Raw genomic sequence first — 15,912 nt, 5'->3', positions numbered from 1 at the left:
CCATCCTTACAGGAGATGATGCTATCTAACCATTCCCTACTAAGACGTTTCAGCCGCTAAAATCCCCACCGGCTAACGACGATTTCGGGCTAAATTACAATCTGTGGCATAATTTCCGTTCCCGTCTTGTATCTCCGATTCATTCCATATGTCCGTAAAACAATCCGATCATACCCAGGGACAAGTCAACACACTGGCTTTAAGTGCGATAGGCGTAGTGTTTGGGGACATCGGCACCAGCCCATTGTATGCGGTAAAAGAGGTTTTTCACGGTGGCTTGCCGACCGACGCCACCCATGTGCTCGGGGTGTTGTCCTTGATCTTTTGGGCCATCACCTTGGTGGTCACCACCAAATACGCGATTTTTATCATGCGCGCCGACAACAAGGGCGAAGGCGGCATCATGGCCTTGATGGCCTTGGCGCTGCACGGTTCCAAGGACAATCCAAAACGTAAGGCATTTATCGTCACCATTGGCCTGCTTGGTGCTTCGCTGTTTTACGGCGACAGCATGATTACGCCGGCTATTTCGGTACTCAGCGCCGTGGAAGGCTTGCAAATCGTGGCGCCGCGCCTGGAACACTACGTTTTGCCGATTACCATCGTTGTGCTCAGCGTGCTGTTCTTTATCCAGACCAAAGGCACGGGTAAGGTCGGCAGAATGTTCGCGCCCATCATGTGTTTCTGGTTTGCCACGCTCGGCGTTCTGGGCGCCGTGAATATTGTCCAACATCCCGATGTGTTGATGGCCGTCAATCCCTATTATGCGGTCAGTTTGTTGTTCGAACTGGGCTGGAAGGGTTTTTTGATCATGGGGGCTGTGGTACTGGCGATAACCGGCGCAGAGGCGCTGTATGCAGATATGGGCCATTTCGGCTTGAAACCGATTCGGCGGGCTTGGTTTGGTTTCGTATTTCCGGCCTTGCTGCTGAATTACTTCGGTCAAGGCGCATTGCTGATCGGCAACCCGCACGCCATCGAAAACCCGTTTTACTTGATGGCGCCAAATTGGGCGCTATATCCGATGCTTATTCTCTCGACCTTGGCCACGGTAATTGCCTCGCAAGCCGTGATTTCCGGGGCTTTTTCGGTAACTCGACAAGCTATCCAGCTTGGTTACTGCCCAAGAATGAATGTCCGCCATACGTCCGGCGACGAAATGGGCCAAGTCTATTTGCCTGCCGTCAATTGGTTGCTGATGGTCTCGGTGTTTATTTTAGTTTTGAGCTTCAGATCTTCGTCCGCATTGGCATCGGCTTACGGTATTGCTGTGACCGGCACGATGATCGTCGATACCATCCTGGCGTTTATCGTGATCCAGGCGCTGTGGCAATGGAACAAAGCTACCAGCATTACCTTCCTGTCGACGTTTTTGATTATCGATTTGATGTTCCTGTCTTCCAACAGCCTGAAAATTCCGCACGGCGGCTGGCTGCCGCTCGTTGTAGGCACCGTGCTGTTTCTGATCATGACCACCTGGATCAAAGGCAAGGAATTGTTAGCCAGATACCTGGACGAAAAGCGGGTATTGTTCGAGGAGTTAGACGAACGCTTGAAAGACCGACCCCTGGTTACCGTACCCGGCACCGCAATCTATATGGCCCGCAGCGTCCATGGCGTGCCGCAGGTTTTACTGCATAACCTGGAGCACAACCATGTGATGCATGAAAAACTCATCGTGTTGACCATCGTGACTCGCGAAGAACCTTATGTGGATGAAGCGCATAGGGTGAAAATCCGCATGTTCGGCGATAGCGGCGGCTTTTACCGGGTGAAATTGTATTTCGGCTTTCAGGAGGAGCAGGATGTGCGCCGCGCCCTGCAACTTTGCCGCCATGAAGGCTTGGATATCGATCAAAAAACCGTATCGTTTTTTATCGGTAGCGAGCGGCTTTCGTTCCGTCGGAAAAGCCCGATGCCAAAATGGCGCCGCTCCTTGTTCAGCTTTTTGACGCATAACTCCACCAGCGCGATCGAATATTTCAAAATCCCCGTCGAACGGATAATCGAGCTGGGGATTCGTATCGAATTGTAGACATTTACTGGCCGCCTCGGCGCGGTTAGTCGCCACGCCTGCCGAAACGGCCGCCCCAACCGCCGTGCTGTTGACGGTCACCGTCGTTATCCCTATGACCGAAACCCCGTTCTTGCCGATCCTGCATAGATTGTTCGTGATGTGGCATTTGTTCGGCATGCCGTTCACGACCAAAGTCCCGACGCCCGAAATCCCGTCCTTGCCAACCGCCAACACGATGATCGAAATGCGGCGCAGGTTGATGCCAGTCATGGTGATCGTCGTGATGATGCTCCGAGCGATAATTGGGCTGCACGTAGTAACGGCCATACGTGATGCTGGTGCTCGGGCTGGCATAGCCGCGACCATAATTTTGCGAATAGCTGGGCGATGAATAGCCGCCGCCGTAACCTACATAGCCACGCTGATAATAGCCCGTCGCGCAGCCCGACAGGGTTAATACGGCGATGGTGAGAATGGCGACTTGTATGGTTTTCATGACTGCCTCTTGGCTGGTTGGCCCTCTAATCTAAAGTTGGGCTTAGCATATCCGAGTCAGACTTAATCGATGCTTAACCTGAGGCGCCAACCAGAAAATGTTCCGGCTCGGCTATCACCGGATTGCTCAGCGCGCCAATGCCTTCGATCTCGATGCGAACCGTCTGCCCTGGTTTCAGATAACCGCGCGGCTTCATTTTTACCCCCACACCGGCCGGCGTACCGGTGCTGATCACGTCGCCAGGCTCCAGCGTCATTACTTGCGTCAGATACGCGATTAACTCGTAACAATTAAAAATCATCTCGCTGGTGTTGCCGTTTTGCCGCAACTCCTCGTCCACCCAGGTTTTTAAACTTAGCTTGTGCGGATCGGCGATTTCATCGGCCGTGACCAGCCATGGCCCCAGCGGGCCATGGGTATCAAAAGACTTGCCCAGCGTCCAGGTCGGGGTGCGTTGCTGCCAGTCGCGCACCGTCACATCGTTGCAAATGGTGTAGCCGGCTATCACTTCATGTGCCTGTTCTACGGGTACGTGTTTGCAGCGCTTCCCAATCACGAAAGCCAGCTCGCCTTCGTAATCCACTTTGTCCGATACGGGCGGCACATGTATCGCGTTCCCGTCGGCGATGACACAAGTACTTTGCTTGGTGAAAAAGGTCGGATATTCCGGCTTTTCCATACCTGTTTCACCGATGTGATCGGCGTAATTCAAACCCACGCCCAGCAACTTGCCGGGACGCGGAATCGGCGCCAGCAGTTGCACATCGCTGAAGGGTATGCGCTTGCCGCCGGCATCGATCAGCTTTTGCAGCGCTTGTTTTGCCGGCTCTCCGGCCGCCAGAAAATCGAGCATATTGTTGGGCAAATCCGCGCCAGCGGGCACGATTTGCTCGGCAACCAGCGCGCCAACTTGTACCTGACCATTGTATTTATAGCTCAGTAGTTTCATACCGAATCAACTCTTCATCCAACCAAAATCCGCATTGTATCGCAGTGCCGGCATCACCCAGCAAAACCCGCTAACTAGACGTCTTATTTCTAAGCAGTGTCCAGTTATTGGACGTTCATTCTTAAAAAGCGCTGCCTCAAAGCCACGGATACCTTTCTCTAAGACATTGTTAGTAAAGACTAAATCAAAATTCTAAATACTGGCACACGTGTTGCTCCTTGACCTCCGAGGCTGGCGTCAGTCCAGGCCAATCAGCGCTTTAAGGCAACGGAAAGTCACCGCTTAGCTGAATGACGACAGCCTCGCCATTCTTATAACACCACAACGAGGATTCAATATGGCTATAAGTACCGCCACAAAAGCCGCTACCGATGCGTTGGCCGCCAATCCGGCGCCTGTCAGCGTGGGTGCACAGGAAGTTCACCGCTGGATGCAGAGCTTTACCTGGGATTTTGATAAAAATCGCACCAAATATTCGACCAAATACAAAATGGCCAACGATACCAAGGAGCAATTCAAGCTGATCGCTAAAGAATATGCGCGCATGGAATCGGTCAAGGACGAACGTCAATTCGGCAGTTTGCAAGACGTGTTGACACGGGTGGATGCCGCCAATCGCGTGCATCCGAAATGGAATGAATCGATGAAGGTCATCTCCAACTTCCTGGAAGTGGGGGAATACAACGCAATTGCAGCGACCGGCATGTTGTGGGATTCCGCGACCGCGCCCGAGCAAAAAAACGGTTACTTGGGCCAAGTGCTGGACGAAATTCGTCACACCAACCAATGCGCTTACATCAACTATTACTTTGCCAAGCAAGGACAAGACGCCGCCGGTCATAACGATGCCCGCCGCACGCGTGCGATTGGCCCGCTGTGGAAAGGTATGAAACGGGTATTCTCCGACGGCTTTATTTCCGGCGATGCGGTGGAATGCTCCATCAACCTGCAGTTGGTCGGCGAAGCCTGCTTTACCAACCCATTGATCGTGGCCGTGACCGAATGGGCCTCCGCAAACGGCGACGAGATGACTCCGACTGTGTTCTTGTCCATTGAGACCGACGAGTTGCGCCATATGGCCAACGGTTATCAAACCGTGGTATCCATCGCCAACGACGAAGCGGCTTCGAAATATCTGAATACCGATTTGAACAACGCTTTCTGGACCCAACAAAAATACTTCACACCGGTATTGGGCATGATGTTCGAGTACGGCAGCCATTTCAAAGTCGAGCCTTGGGTGAAAACCTGGAACCGTTGGGTGTATGAAGATTGGGGTGGCATCTGGATCGGCCGGCTGGGCAAATACGGTGTGGAATCGCCACGCAGCTTACGCGATGCCAAAAAAGACGCTTACTGGGCGCATCACGACTTGTTCCTGATTGCCTACGCCCTGTGGCCTACCGGTTTCTTCCGCTTGAGTCTGCCAACCCAGGAAGAAGCGGAATGGTATGAAGCCAACTACCCAGGTTGGTACGACATGTACGGCAAAGTCTACGACGAATGGCGTGCACGCGGTTGCGAAGACCCAAGCAGCGGCTTCCTGCCCATCCAATGGTTCATCGAAAACAACCATCCGATCTATATCGACCGGGTTTCTCAAGTACCGTTCTGCCCTAGTTACTGCAAAGGCGAAAGCACTTTACGGGTTCTGGAATTCAACGGCAAAAAACATTCATTCAGCGACCAATGGGGCGAAAGAATGTGGCTGTCGGAACCCGAGCGTTATGAGTGCCAAAACATCTTCGAACAATACGAAGGCCGCGAACTGTCGGAAGTGATTGCCGAAGGTTTTGGCGTGCGCAGCGACGGTAAAACCCTGATCAGCCAGCCGCACACCAATAAAGACGGCAAGCTATGGACGCTGGACGACATCAAACGGATTAACTGCGTGTTTTCCGATCCATTGAAAGCCCTCTAATCGTTTCAACTCTTTAAGGAACTAGCTTATGACTATAGAAGTGAATGGTGGCAGACGTGGCCTGACCGACCCGGAAATTGCCGCAGTAATCATGGCCGCCGTGCCGGATAAACCGTTGGAAACACAACGGAAAATGAATTATTTCATGAAGCCGCGCGGCAAGCGAATCAATGAATACGAAGTATTGTGCTGCTACAGCCAGCCGACACCGGACTGGATTCCCGGCGGTTTGGACTGGGGCGATTGGACCCAAAAATTCCACGGTGGCCGTCCATCCTGGAGCAACGAATCCACCGAAATGCGCAGCTCGGATTGGCTGGCGCACCGCGACCCGGCTTTCCGTTGGCATGCGCTGTATGTCAAGGATAAAGCCGAAGAGTGGCGTTATACCGACCGCTTCCTGAAAGCTTATTCAGCCGACGGTCATGTGCGTTCGATCGATCCGGTCTGGCGTGATGAAGTGTTGGGCGATTATCTGGGAGCATTCGGTTTTTACGAGTATGGCTTGTTCAATTCGCATTCCTCGGTGGTGCGTGATTGTCTGGGCGACACGCTGCGGATGAGTAGCGCCATGATTGGCTTGGACAAGGTCGACAACGCACAGATGATTCAGGCGGAGAGAACCTTTTTGTCTAAATTGGTGCCGGGCTTTCCTGAGTCTACTGATATACCCAAACAGGAATGGACGAAAGGCGCAATTTTCAAGGGTGCGAGGGAACTGGTTCAGGATATTTGGCAAGCGACTTATGACTGGAATGAAATCTTGTTCTCGGGTCATATGATTTGCGATCCGATCTTCGGGCAATTTGTACGCAGAGAGTTCTTTATGCGCTTGTCATCTTATTACGGCGACAACTTGACCCCGTTCTTTATCAATCAAATGCAGTTGTATTTCTCGCAAACCAAAGGCATTACCACCGACATGTTCCATACCTGTCTGGGGGCCGATGTGGAATTCGGCGATTACAACAACCGTTTGATGCGGGCTTGGGCCAATAAGTGGCTACCCAGAACCGTCAACGCACTGAAAGATTTCATGGCTATTTACGCCACCATTCCGGAAATCAAAGGTGTCAGCGACAAAGCAGCCATTGAAGCGGCGCTGGTTAGGGTATTTGCCGATTGGAAGCGCGATTTTGCCGATCCGATCAACTACAAAGTGGATACCGCCGCCCTCGTCAAAACCGTGTTAAGCGGACTTAAATAAGGAAATATCATGTCTAAAAGTTCAAATGCTTACAACGCAGGCATTATGCAAAAAACCGGCAAAGCCTTTGCCGATGAGTACTTTGCCGAAGATAACCAGGTCGTGCATGAAAGCCACGAAGTGGTGCTGGTCTTGAAGAAATCCGACGAACTCAACACCGTGGTGGAAGAAATTCTGCAAGGTTCGCACAAGGCCGACAACCCGACACTGGTGGTGGAGGATCGCGCCGGATTTTGGTGGCTGAAAGCGACCGGCAAAATCGAGATCGACTGTATCGAAGTCTCCGAATTACTCGGCAAGCATTACAGCGTTTACGACCTGTTGGTGGACGTTTCCTCCACCATCGGCCGCGCCTATACGCTGGGCGAAACGTTTACCATCACCTCCGAATTGATGGGTCTTGATGTCAAACTGAAAGACTTGGCAGCAGCATAGGAGATAACCATGGCAAATATTCATGACAATCCGACCCGTAATGCCTGGATGGCAAAAATCGCCACATTGGATACCCTGGCAAAAGCGCACGCTTTCATTACCGATTTCCGCGTCAAGCACATGAGTCCGTTCAAAACCGACTGGTCGTTGGAATTGGATGGGCTGTGGATCGAGCTGAAAATTGAAGAGAAGCTGGCATTATTGAAACACAAGGAATTCAATGACACTCAACTGCTCAACAATTGCACCTGCGGCGCGAATGCCCAGCAAGTCGCCAATGAAGTGATCAGCAAAATGGACGCCTGTGAGGACATGTACGAAGCAGAGCGCATTCATATCAACTTCAGACTGGCCTGCAAACCGCCGGTCATGCCGGTCAATGTGTTTTTAGACACTGATCGGCAACTGGGTACGAAGTTGATGGAACTGCGCAACACCGACTACTACGCCTTGCCGTTAGAGGAATTGCGTAAGAAACGAGGCGTGAAAGTGGTTACCTTACAGTAAGCCGCCCGGCAGGACCGCCACGCAGTAAGCGTGGCGAATCCTTTACAGCCAATAAACCGATAGCGGACCAAACCTACTGCTAGCTTACGTAGCAGTGAGCAAGGCTGCGTTTGTGTGCGCTTCGATCTCAACGAACCATTTCATAGAATCAGTATCATGGATTTTTTCTCAAATTTTAAGTCGGCGGTTACGCCCGCTTTTCCGAGTGAAGCCGACAAGCTCACCAAGCTATACGACATCGAGCCCTACGCTGCATTCTGCGAAGATCTTGAGTTTATGTGGCGCTGGACCATCTACCGCGACCAAAAACTGGTGCAGGAAGGGTGCTCGCTAACCCTGGACGCATCGAGACGCGCGGTTGACCACGTATTGGCGTTTTTCAGCGTGTCGGCCAAAAGCCAATGCCTTGGAGAATGACATGAGCGCCCATCAAATTAAAATCATTACCCAAGACGGGGAATCCGTTTGCTTTGATTGTTACGAAGACGAGGATGTCATCACTGCGGCGGTACGGCAGGATATTTATTTGATGTCGTCGTGTCGCGAAGGCGGTTGCGCCACCTGCAAAGGATTTTGCGCGGAAGGCGATTATGTTTTGGGCAAATGCAGTTCGCAGGCCTTGCCGTATGAAGAAGAAGAGGCCGGCGAAGTATTGTTATGCCGCTGCTACCCCGTAAGCGATTTAGACGTCGAAGTGCCTTATACCTACGACAGGATTTCGTTCTCACCGGAAGGTTTGACGTTTGTAGCGGAAGTGATTGAGTTGTCGCAAATCTCCATTAACGTGATGAAACTTCTGCTGCGGCGCACGGGGGACGATCAAACCATTAAGTTCGACTCCGGGCAGTTTTTCGATTTGGAAATTCCCGGCACGACCATCACTCGTTCCTATTCCCCCGCCAATACGGCCAATAAAACCGGCGATCTGGAGTTTTTGATTCGCATCGTGGATGGCGGCAAATTTTCAGAATATTTAAAAAACGACGCCAAGCTGGGTCAGAAATTAAATGTCAAAGGCCCATCGGGCATTTTCGGTTTGAAAGAAAACGGCTTTACCCCACGCTATTTTGTGGCCGGCGGTACCGGGCTGGCGCCGATCTTATCGATGGTGCGCCGCATGCAGGAATGGGAAGAGCCACAGAAGTGCATCATCTATTTTGGCGTGAACACCGAAGCCGAAATTTTTCATCTGGATGAGTTGAATCAGCTGGCGGCGCAAATGCCGACACTGGAGCTGAGAAACTGCGTCTGGAAATGCTCGGACGACTGGCATTGCGAAAAAGGCAGCGTGGTGGACATCCTGCGCCGCGATCTGAAGGATACCGGTGCCAAGCCCGATTTATACCTGTGCGGGCCGCCGGGCATGGTCGACGCCACTTTTGCGGTGTGCGCCGAAATGGGCATCCCCAAGGAACGCATCTATCTGGAAAAGTTCCTGCCTAGCGGCTCGCCATAACGCCACTGGCAAACAGGGTGCTGCGCAGCCGTTTCGACGCTCGGTAATCCTGTTTGCTGATCCAAATCAGCCTTTTTTCCCTGCCGAAAAAACGCGCAACCACGCTGAGGCGACTATGAAAGCCGACGATGTAGAGTTTCTGGTTGGTATGGCTGTGCAACTGGACGAAACGATCAGAAAACTGCTGATAGAAGAGCAGGAGATTTTTGAAAAATTAGGCGATGCCAGAGTTCAGGAATTAAGGGAGTTCTGGAATCAGGAATTCACTGGTGAAGAAGAGGTGGACTTTAAACGCAGCTTGGATTACTGGGACAAAATCCTGATTCGTACCTGGGCCAATGCACAACGTGCCCGTCAAACCCGTGCCCAGGTGGGGCAAACCTTGATGAAATTAAATTCGCACCTCTAACCGATTGAGACATCCCAGAAATGAGTAAACACGTTATTTACAACCCGGAAGCTCGCCAGCGTCTGCTGCAAGGCATCAATGCGGTGGCGCGAGCAGCGAGCGTTACGCTGGGTAGCGCCGGCCCCGCGGTGATGATTCAACATCGAACCGACGGCATCATGCCCATCTTTACCCGAGATGGCGTTACGGTTGCCAATGCCATCGTCATGGAAGATCGGATTGCCGATTTGGGCGCTCGCATGTTGCGGGATGTCGCCGGCGCGGTGTCCAGAGAAGTAGGCGACGGTACTACCACAGCAATTGTTTTGGCACAAAGCCTGGCGGTCGAAGCGTTGAAAAGCGTCGCGGCCGGCTTTCATCCCATGCAGTTGCAAAAAGGCATGGAGTTGGCGCTGATCTTGGTGGAGCAGCATTTGCAAAAAACCGCTGTCACCGACAGCACGGATGACTGGGTCGAAAAAATCACCCTGGTCGCTACTAAAGGCGAAGCCGGTGTCGGCAAGTTGTTGAAACAGGCTTTGGCCGAGCTTGGCGAAGCGGGCACATTGACCTTTCAGCTGGGCAATGGCCGGGAAGACCAGCTGGAGATAGTGGAAGGTATCTATTACGAGCAGGGATTTTTATCGCCCTATTTCATCACCGATAAAACCCGCGCCGAAGCGGTTTTGGAGAGGCCCTACATTCTGTTGTACGACCGGGAAATCAGCGACTTTATGGATCTGGTACCCACTCTGGAAGAAGTGGCCGCGGAAGGCCGGCCGTTATTGGTGATCGCCGAGGCCGTGGCTGAAAAGGCTTTAACCGGGTTATTGCTGAATCATGTGCGCGGTATCTTCAAAGTGGTGGCGGTCAAGCCGCCCGGCTTTGGCGACAAGCGTATCAATCGTCTAAGCGATTTGGCCTTGTTGACGGGCGGCACCGCCATTTTGGAAGCGCATGCCATGCGCCTGGAAGACGCGACGCTGGCGCAACTGGGTCAGGCGCAGCGCGCGGTCATATCAGAAGGCAATACGACGATCATCGGCGCGACTGGTTCGCGCGAACTGGTCAATACACGCATAGCGGCGCTCCGGCGCGAGTTGGCGCGGGTTCGTGCCCGCAAACCCGGCGAAGGTTCAGCCACGGGAAATTCGCACGAAGCCGAAGAACTGGAAGAACGCATCTCGATGTTATCGGGCAAGACCGGCACATTCAGTGTCGGCGGTATCACCGACGTGGAAATCAAAGAGCGTCTGGTGCGGATCGAAAATGCTTATTTGTCCGCCAAGGCAGCGCTGCAAGAAGGTGTTTTACCTGGCGGCGGTGTGGGTTTGTGGCGTTGCATGGCGGTGTTGGACGAAGTGATTGCCGAAAACGCCGAGCAGCAGCAAGGCATCGCCATCGTCAAGCAGGCGCTGGGCGCGCCCCTGCGCCAATTGTTGAGTAATTGCTGCCTTAATAGCGAAGACATCCTGACGCGCTTAGCCAGCCAGGATGACCCGGCATTTGCCGTGGATATGCAGCTTTTGAACTACGGACATTTTCTGGAGATTGGGATTATCGATCCCGTGAAAGTGGTACGCATGACCTTGCGCAATGCAGTGAGCGTGGTGGCTACCTTGATCAGCAGCGAGACGGTAATCATGAATGTGCCGGATTTATCCATCATGGCCGGCTATTCGCCGGAATGGGCCGCCGCCACTCGCGAAGATCCCCGTATGTAATTGTTATTCCTACCTCAACCTCCTCTATCCGAAAGTTAGAGCTATCCATTATTCTGCAATGGAGTAAGGCAATGTGACGTTATGTCGCATTGCCTCTTTTTTTGATTTTGTTATTTTGGACGACATCGCCGTAAAAAGCAGCTAAACCTCTGTTTTTTATATTTTTGTTTTGTGCCGATACTAATTTGGCGCACCAAAATACAAGAGGAAAAATGGATATTGCCTTGCACTTGCCCCACAACGTTAAAATCATCAAAGAAGCCTGCGCGTTCAAAACCTCACTAGCGTTTGAAGTTGACCGACCGATACAGGCCTGGCGCTGGATGGCACAAAGCCGTTGCGTACCCGATCATGCGGACTGGGTACGCCCGGAGGTTTCGGAATCCTGGCGCCGCTGTCTGGAAGAATACCAATTGCCTTTGGGCAATTACGCACGCTGGGATCATTGGCGTTTGATCACCGATTCGGAGCCGCTTATCCACCGCGCCGCTCACGATATTTCAGAAATGCTCCGGCATTTGGGGCATCAATTCGACGTGTTTTTGAAGGAAGCCGGCGTCATGTTGGTATTGACCGATGCCGACGGGCGCCTGTTACAAGTGTTGGGCGAAAATCCGTTTGCCAGCCCTTTCATGCTGAGTTTGTACGAAAAGCACAGCCGCTGGAGCGAAGCGGTGTTGGGTAATAACGGCATCGGCACCGCCGCGCAACTGAAAAAACCGATCGCCTTTCAGGGCATGGAGCATTTTGTCAGTCTGTTACACCCCTTCACTACGGTCGGTTACCCCTTGCTGGATGAGGACGACAACGTACAAGCCGTGATCGGCTTGATCAGCGATAGACAGGAAAGCATGAACTCGTTGTTCGCGTTCCTACATTTGTTGTGCGTATTGCTGAATACCAATCTGCCCTTAACCCAAAGTCCGGTTGCGCAAGCGCGGGTGTTGGAAAAAATCCCGTTCAAACCGGCCAAAAGGCCGCCCAGCCAATACGAATCAGCGATGTCCGAACAATTGACGGCCTTGGTGGATAAAGCTGTGAAACTGCAACGCCATAAGATTCCCATGCTGATTACCGGCGAATCCGGCGTGGGCAAGGATCATTTCGTCAATCTGCTGAAACACGCCGGACCGCGAAAGAATCAGCCTTTGATTGCGATCAACTGCGCGTCGATTCCGCATGACTTAATCGAAAGCGAACTGTTCGGTTACGAAGCCGGCAGTTTTACCGGCGCGCGGAGTGCCGGCAAACCGGGGAAGTTTCTGTTAGCCGACAAAGGTATTCTGTTTCTGGACGAAATCGGCGACATGAGTCTGGATTTGCAATCGACTTTGCTCAGAGTGCTGGAAACCTCGGAATTCACGCCAGTCGGCGGCAGCAAACCGATCAAGGTGGATGTGCAAATCGTCGCGGCTACCAACGTACCCTTGTTGGAAGCAGTCGAAGCCGGCCGTTTCCGCCGCGATTTGTATTATCGTTTGAATGGCGCACAAATTCATCTGCCGCCCTTGCGCGAGCGCGACGACAAGTTGGGCATCATTCATCACATCTTGCAGCGCGAACTGGCCAATCTGCCCAACCCGCAGGCAATCAGTATTTGCCCCAGCGTCATTGCCTTGATCGAGCAACACCCGTGGCCGGGCAATATTCGGCAGCTGATCAACGTCATCAGGGCGACGCTATACACCGCCGGCGACACGCTGATTACCCGGCAGGATTTGCCGTTGGATTTTGTCGAAGAACTCGGTAAGGTGCTGCCGGGTATCGACAATAAAACCTCGGACAACACGCTAACCTACCCGATACCGGCGGCTCCGGGCCGCGCGATGACGCTGGAAGACTGGGAACTGCACGGTATCAAAGCCAGCCTGCGGGAGTGTGCGGGCAATATTTCCTTGGCGGCGAAAAACCTGGGGATAACTCGTACTACGCTGTACCGGAAAATCGAGCGCTTCGGTCTGGATAAAATCGATTGGCGGGAGCATTCCAAGGTCGGCTAAACCTTGCGCTAATTCGCCGCGCATAGTTTTAAGCCGCGCGGGTCGCTGCTGGGCGCGTTGTGCGTTACAATCGCGAGTCGCACAACCGGTTGCTTCAAGAGAATAATAATGACACCCGCCGAATTTACCGCATACGCCCAACAAGGCTATAACCGCATCCCGATCTGCCGCGAAGTGCTGGCCGATCTGGATACGCCGCTCAGCGCATATTTAAAGCTGGCCGACGGCCCTTATTCCTATTTGTTCGAGTCCGTGCACGGCGGCGAACAGTGGGGACGGTATTCGATCATCGGCTTACCTTGCAAAACCCGCATTAAAATCAGCGGCCATAGCATCACGGTCGAAAAAGACGGCCAGGACACGCAAACTTTTGAACACCCGCAGCCGTTGGAATGGATAGAAGAATTTCGGCAAAACTACAACGTGCCGGACGTGCCGGGTTTGCCGCGTTTCAATGGTGGCCTGGTCGGTTATTTCGGTTACGAAACCATCGGCTACATCGAACCGCGCCTACAACCCAGCGGCAAACCCGACCCTATCGGCGCGCCGGATATACTGTTGATGGTGTCGCAAGACTTGCTGGTGTTCGACAACCTATCCGGCAAAATGCTGTTGCTGACCCATGCCGATCCGTCGCAGGCCAATGCCTACGAGAACGCCAAAGCCAGACTCGACGAACTGGTGGTAAAACTGCGCGAACTGCAAGCCAATCCGCAAGCGCATCCGGCCGTTAAACACGTGCACGAACACGATTTTGTCTCCGGCTTTACCCAGCAAGGCTATGAAGACGCGGTGCGAAAAGCCAAGCAATACATCACCGACGGCGATTGCATGCAGGTGGTATTGTCGCAGCGCATGTCGATTCCGTTCAGCGCCTCGCCGCTGGATTTGTACCGGGCTTTGCGCTGCCTGAATCCGTCGCCGTATATGTTTTATCTGAACCTGGCCGATTTTCATATCGTCGGTTCCTCACCGGAAATTCTGGTGCGCCTGGAAGACAATGAAATCACTGTCAGACCGATTGCCGGTACCCGCCGTCGGGGCGAGACTCACGAACAGGACTTGGAACTGGAAAAAGACCTTTTGGCCGATCCGAAAGAAATTGCCGAGCATTTGATGCTGATCGACCTGGGCCGCAACGACACCGGCCGGGTAGCGAAAATCGGTAGCGTCAAACTCACCGACAAGATGATCGTCGAGCGTTATTCGCACGTCATGCACATCGTTTCCAACGTCACCGGCGAATTGCAGGAGGGCAAAAACGCCTTCGACGTACTGGCTGCCACCTTCCCAGCCGGCACCGTCAGCGGTGCGCCGAAAATTCGGGCGATGGAAATTATCGACGAACTGGAGCCGGTCAAGCGCGGCATTTATTCCGGCGCAGTCGGTTACATCTCCTGGTCCGGCAATCTGGATACCGCCATCGCCATCCGCACGGCGGTGATTAAAGATCAAACCTTACACATTCAAGCCGGCGCCGGCATCGTTTACGATTCCGTGCCGCGCAGCGAATGGGATGAAACAATGAACAAAGGCCGCGCGGTGTTCCGCGCCGTCAGCATGGCCGAAGCCGGCCTCGGAGGCAAAGCATGAGCGGCGTCAGATTGGTGATGGTCGACAATTACGATTCGTTCACCTACAACCTGGTGCAATATTTCGGCGAATTGGGTGCCGAGGTGGTGGTGGTGCGCAACGACGAAGTGACGGTGGATGACATCGAAGGGCTGCGCCCGGACAAGATCGTGATTTCCCCCGGCCCCTGCACACCCAAAGAAGCCGGTATTTCCGTGGAAACCATCCACCGCTACGCCGGCAAATATCCGATTCTGGGCGTCTGCCTGGGACACCAAAGCATTGGTTACGCGTTCGGCGGCAACATCATCCACGCTAAGCAGATCATGCACGGCAAGACCTCGCCGGTTTATCACAAGGATGCCGGCGTATTCAAAGGCCTGAGCAACCCGTTCACCGCCACCCGCTACCACTCGCTAGTGATAGAACAAACCAGCTTGCCGGATTGTCTGGAAGTGACAGCCTGGACCCAGGACGAAGCCGGAAATATCGACGAAATCATGGGCGTAAGGCATAAAACCCTGGATATAGAAGGCGTGCAATTCCACCCAGAGTCGATTCTGACCGAACATGGGCATGATATGTTGCGGAATTTTTTGGCGCGATGACTCCGACGGTCTTTAAAGAAGCGGGCTACCGCTTCTTTTTCTTCTCAAGGGAAGAACCTAGAATGCACGTGCACATCGTTTCCGAAGACGGCGAGGCCAAATTTTGGCTTAAACCGGAAATTGAGCTGGCAAAAAACTATCGATATTCCAGAAAGCAGCTAAAAGAAATCGAATCTTTAGTGGAGAAACATTACGATGAACTCATTAGCGCTTGGCAACAACATTTCCCCGGCTGAAGTGACACACATATCCAGTCACGGCGTATGGTTGCTGACTCGGACCGAAGAGTTATTCATGTCTTATGATGACTTTCCGTGGTTTAAAAATCAGCCTATCAATGCCATTCTCCGTGTTGAAGAGCCTTCACCCAATCATTTTTACTGGCCAGAAATGGATATCGACTTGACTGTGGAGATGATCAAACATCCGGAGAGATTTCCATTGCAAGCCAGTAGTCAGTCCTAAATTAACTGCATGACATCTCGATTTGCAATCCGTATCGACCGTTCATTCAAACTATCAAGGCACTACTTCGTAAAACATGGATGAGCTCTTTTCCTTGATTTGGGGAGCAATACATTGGCGATTTGTATTGTGCGTTCTAATCTCCATCGGCTTGGCGTTTTTTCTTT

Annotated in this window: 16 protein-coding genes; 14 read left to right on the top strand and 2 right to left on the bottom strand. The window is 52.7% G+C overall.

The window, feature by feature from the left end; all coding sequences use genetic code 11:
- The first annotated feature begins 148 nt into the window (after positions 1 to 148).
- Complete coding sequence (locus tag METH11B_RS0115920; protein ID WP_026602868.1) at positions 149 to 2,035, top strand: potassium transporter Kup; 1,887 nt, start codon at positions 149 to 151, stop codon at positions 2,033 to 2,035.
- Positions 2,036 to 2,060: 25 nt separating this feature from the next.
- Here the strand turns inward: METH11B_RS0115920 and METH11B_RS0115915 are convergent, their stop codons facing one another.
- Both METH11B_RS0115915 and METH11B_RS0115910 read right to left on the bottom strand, forming a co-directional pair.
- Positions 2,061 to 2,513, bottom strand: coding sequence for a hypothetical protein (locus METH11B_RS0115915; protein ID WP_026602867.1), 453 nt, complete (start codon positions 2,511 to 2,513; stop codon positions 2,061 to 2,063).
- Between the two features lie 73 nt (positions 2,514 to 2,586).
- Positions 2,587 to 3,462 carry a fumarylacetoacetate hydrolase family protein gene (locus METH11B_RS0115910; RefSeq protein ID WP_026602866.1) on the bottom strand — a complete coding sequence of 292 codons (876 nt, stop codon included), beginning with the start codon at positions 3,460 to 3,462 and terminating at the stop codon, positions 2,587 to 2,589.
- A 337-nt stretch (positions 3,463 to 3,799) separates the two neighbouring features.
- On the opposite strand from METH11B_RS0115910, the gene mmoX reads away from it, so the two are divergent.
- From mmoX to METH11B_RS28670, 13 genes are all read left to right on the top strand, one after another.
- Entirely contained in the window at positions 3,800 to 5,383 is a 1,584-nt protein-coding gene (gene mmoX, locus METH11B_RS0115905) for an aromatic/alkene monooxygenase hydroxylase subunit alpha (protein WP_026602865.1), read from the top strand.
- Between the two features lie 28 nt (positions 5,384 to 5,411).
- Complete coding sequence (mmoY, locus tag METH11B_RS0115900) at positions 5,412 to 6,590, top strand: aromatic/alkene monooxygenase hydroxylase subunit beta (protein ID WP_020483902.1); 1,179 nt, start codon at positions 5,412 to 5,414, stop codon at positions 6,588 to 6,590.
- Positions 6,591 to 6,599: 9 nt separating this feature from the next.
- A complete protein-coding gene (gene mmoB, locus METH11B_RS0115895; RefSeq protein WP_020483903.1) occupies positions 6,600 to 7,025 on the top strand; it encodes a methane monooxygenase regulator MmoB in 426 nt (141 codons plus the stop codon).
- Positions 7,026 to 7,034: 9 nt separating this feature from the next.
- Positions 7,035 to 7,532, top strand: coding sequence for an aromatic/alkene monooxygenase hydroxylase subunit gamma (mmoZ, locus tag METH11B_RS0115890; protein ID WP_026602864.1), 498 nt, complete (start codon positions 7,035 to 7,037; stop codon positions 7,530 to 7,532).
- A 156-nt stretch (positions 7,533 to 7,688) separates the two neighbouring features.
- Positions 7,689 to 7,949, top strand: a complete 261-nt coding sequence (gene mmoD, locus METH11B_RS0115885; protein WP_026602863.1) for a soluble methane monooxygenase-binding protein MmoD — start codon at positions 7,689 to 7,691, stop codon at positions 7,947 to 7,949.
- Position 7,950: 1 nt separating this feature from the next.
- Positions 7,951 to 8,988: an aromatic/alkene monooxygenase hydroxylase FAD-binding subunit MmoC gene (mmoC, locus tag METH11B_RS0115880; RefSeq protein WP_026602862.1), complete on the top strand. Its 1,038-nt coding sequence runs from the start codon at positions 7,951 to 7,953 to the stop codon at positions 8,986 to 8,988.
- Between the two features lie 115 nt (positions 8,989 to 9,103).
- Entirely contained in the window at positions 9,104 to 9,397 is a 294-nt protein-coding gene (locus METH11B_RS0115875; protein ID WP_026602861.1) for a hypothetical protein, read from the top strand.
- A gap of 20 nt (positions 9,398 to 9,417) precedes the next feature.
- The gene (groEL, locus tag METH11B_RS0115870; protein WP_026602860.1) at positions 9,418 to 11,100 is read left to right on the top strand and encodes a chaperonin GroEL; all 1,683 of its coding nucleotides are present in this window, start codon (positions 9,418 to 9,420) and stop codon (positions 11,098 to 11,100) included.
- Positions 11,101 to 11,312: 212 nt separating this feature from the next.
- Entirely contained in the window at positions 11,313 to 13,100 is a 1,788-nt protein-coding gene (locus tag METH11B_RS0115865) for a sigma-54-dependent Fis family transcriptional regulator (protein WP_026602859.1), read from the top strand.
- A gap of 108 nt (positions 13,101 to 13,208) precedes the next feature.
- Entirely contained in the window at positions 13,209 to 14,693 is a 1,485-nt protein-coding gene (trpE, locus tag METH11B_RS0115860; RefSeq protein WP_026602858.1) for an anthranilate synthase component I, read from the top strand.
- On the top strand, positions 14,690 to 15,280 hold the full coding sequence (locus METH11B_RS0115855) for an anthranilate synthase component II (RefSeq protein ID WP_026602857.1): 591 nt from the start codon (positions 14,690 to 14,692) through the stop codon (positions 15,278 to 15,280). Before trpE ends, METH11B_RS0115855 begins: the two co-directional genes overlap by 4 nt.
- A 62-nt stretch (positions 15,281 to 15,342) precedes the next feature.
- Complete coding sequence (locus METH11B_RS28675) at positions 15,343 to 15,516, top strand: DUF4160 domain-containing protein (protein ID WP_197026970.1); 174 nt, start codon at positions 15,343 to 15,345, stop codon at positions 15,514 to 15,516.
- Positions 15,476 to 15,745 carry a DUF2442 domain-containing protein gene (locus METH11B_RS28670; protein ID WP_081733824.1) on the top strand — a complete coding sequence of 90 codons (270 nt, stop codon included), beginning with the start codon at positions 15,476 to 15,478 and terminating at the stop codon, positions 15,743 to 15,745. Before METH11B_RS28675 ends, METH11B_RS28670 begins: the two co-directional genes overlap by 41 nt.
- The last annotated feature ends 167 nt before the right edge of the window (positions 15,746 to 15,912 follow it).

The organism is Methylomonas sp. 11b, assembly GCF_000515215.1.
GTDB lineage: Bacteria > Pseudomonadota > Gammaproteobacteria > Methylococcales > Methylomonadaceae > Methylomonas.
The sequence above is the reverse complement of the archived record's forward strand: the minus strand, read 5'-3'. Positions and strand labels throughout refer to the sequence as shown.

Excerpts from the sequence above, each read along its gene's own strand:
- METH11B_RS0115920 (WP_026602868.1), top strand. The coding sequence starts at position 149 with ATGTCCGTAAAACAATCCGATCATACCCAGGGACAAGTCAACACACTG.
- METH11B_RS0115915 (WP_026602867.1), bottom strand. The coding sequence starts at position 2,513 with ATGAAAACCATACAAGTCGCCATTCTCACCATCGCCGTATTAACCCTG.
- METH11B_RS0115910 (WP_026602866.1), bottom strand. The coding sequence starts at position 3,462 with ATGAAACTACTGAGCTATAAATACAATGGTCAGGTACAAGTTGGCGCG.
- mmoX (WP_026602865.1), top strand. The coding sequence starts at position 3,800 with ATGGCTATAAGTACCGCCACAAAAGCCGCTACCGATGCGTTGGCCGCC.
- mmoY (WP_020483902.1), top strand. The coding sequence starts at position 5,412 with ATGACTATAGAAGTGAATGGTGGCAGACGTGGCCTGACCGACCCGGAA.
- mmoB (WP_020483903.1), top strand. The coding sequence starts at position 6,600 with ATGTCTAAAAGTTCAAATGCTTACAACGCAGGCATTATGCAAAAAACC.
- mmoZ (WP_026602864.1), top strand. The coding sequence starts at position 7,035 with ATGGCAAATATTCATGACAATCCGACCCGTAATGCCTGGATGGCAAAA.
- mmoD (WP_026602863.1), top strand. The coding sequence starts at position 7,689 with ATGGATTTTTTCTCAAATTTTAAGTCGGCGGTTACGCCCGCTTTTCCG.
- mmoC (WP_026602862.1), top strand. The coding sequence starts at position 7,951 with ATGAGCGCCCATCAAATTAAAATCATTACCCAAGACGGGGAATCCGTT.
- METH11B_RS0115875 (WP_026602861.1), top strand. The coding sequence starts at position 9,104 with ATGAAAGCCGACGATGTAGAGTTTCTGGTTGGTATGGCTGTGCAACTG.
- groEL (WP_026602860.1), top strand. The coding sequence starts at position 9,418 with ATGAGTAAACACGTTATTTACAACCCGGAAGCTCGCCAGCGTCTGCTG.
- METH11B_RS0115865 (WP_026602859.1), top strand. The coding sequence starts at position 11,313 with ATGGATATTGCCTTGCACTTGCCCCACAACGTTAAAATCATCAAAGAA.
- trpE (WP_026602858.1), top strand. The coding sequence starts at position 13,209 with ATGACACCCGCCGAATTTACCGCATACGCCCAACAAGGCTATAACCGC.
- METH11B_RS0115855 (WP_026602857.1), top strand. The coding sequence starts at position 14,690 with ATGAGCGGCGTCAGATTGGTGATGGTCGACAATTACGATTCGTTCACC.
- METH11B_RS28675 (WP_197026970.1), top strand. The coding sequence starts at position 15,343 with ATGCACGTGCACATCGTTTCCGAAGACGGCGAGGCCAAATTTTGGCTT.
- METH11B_RS28670 (WP_081733824.1), top strand. The coding sequence starts at position 15,476 with ATGAACTCATTAGCGCTTGGCAACAACATTTCCCCGGCTGAAGTGACA.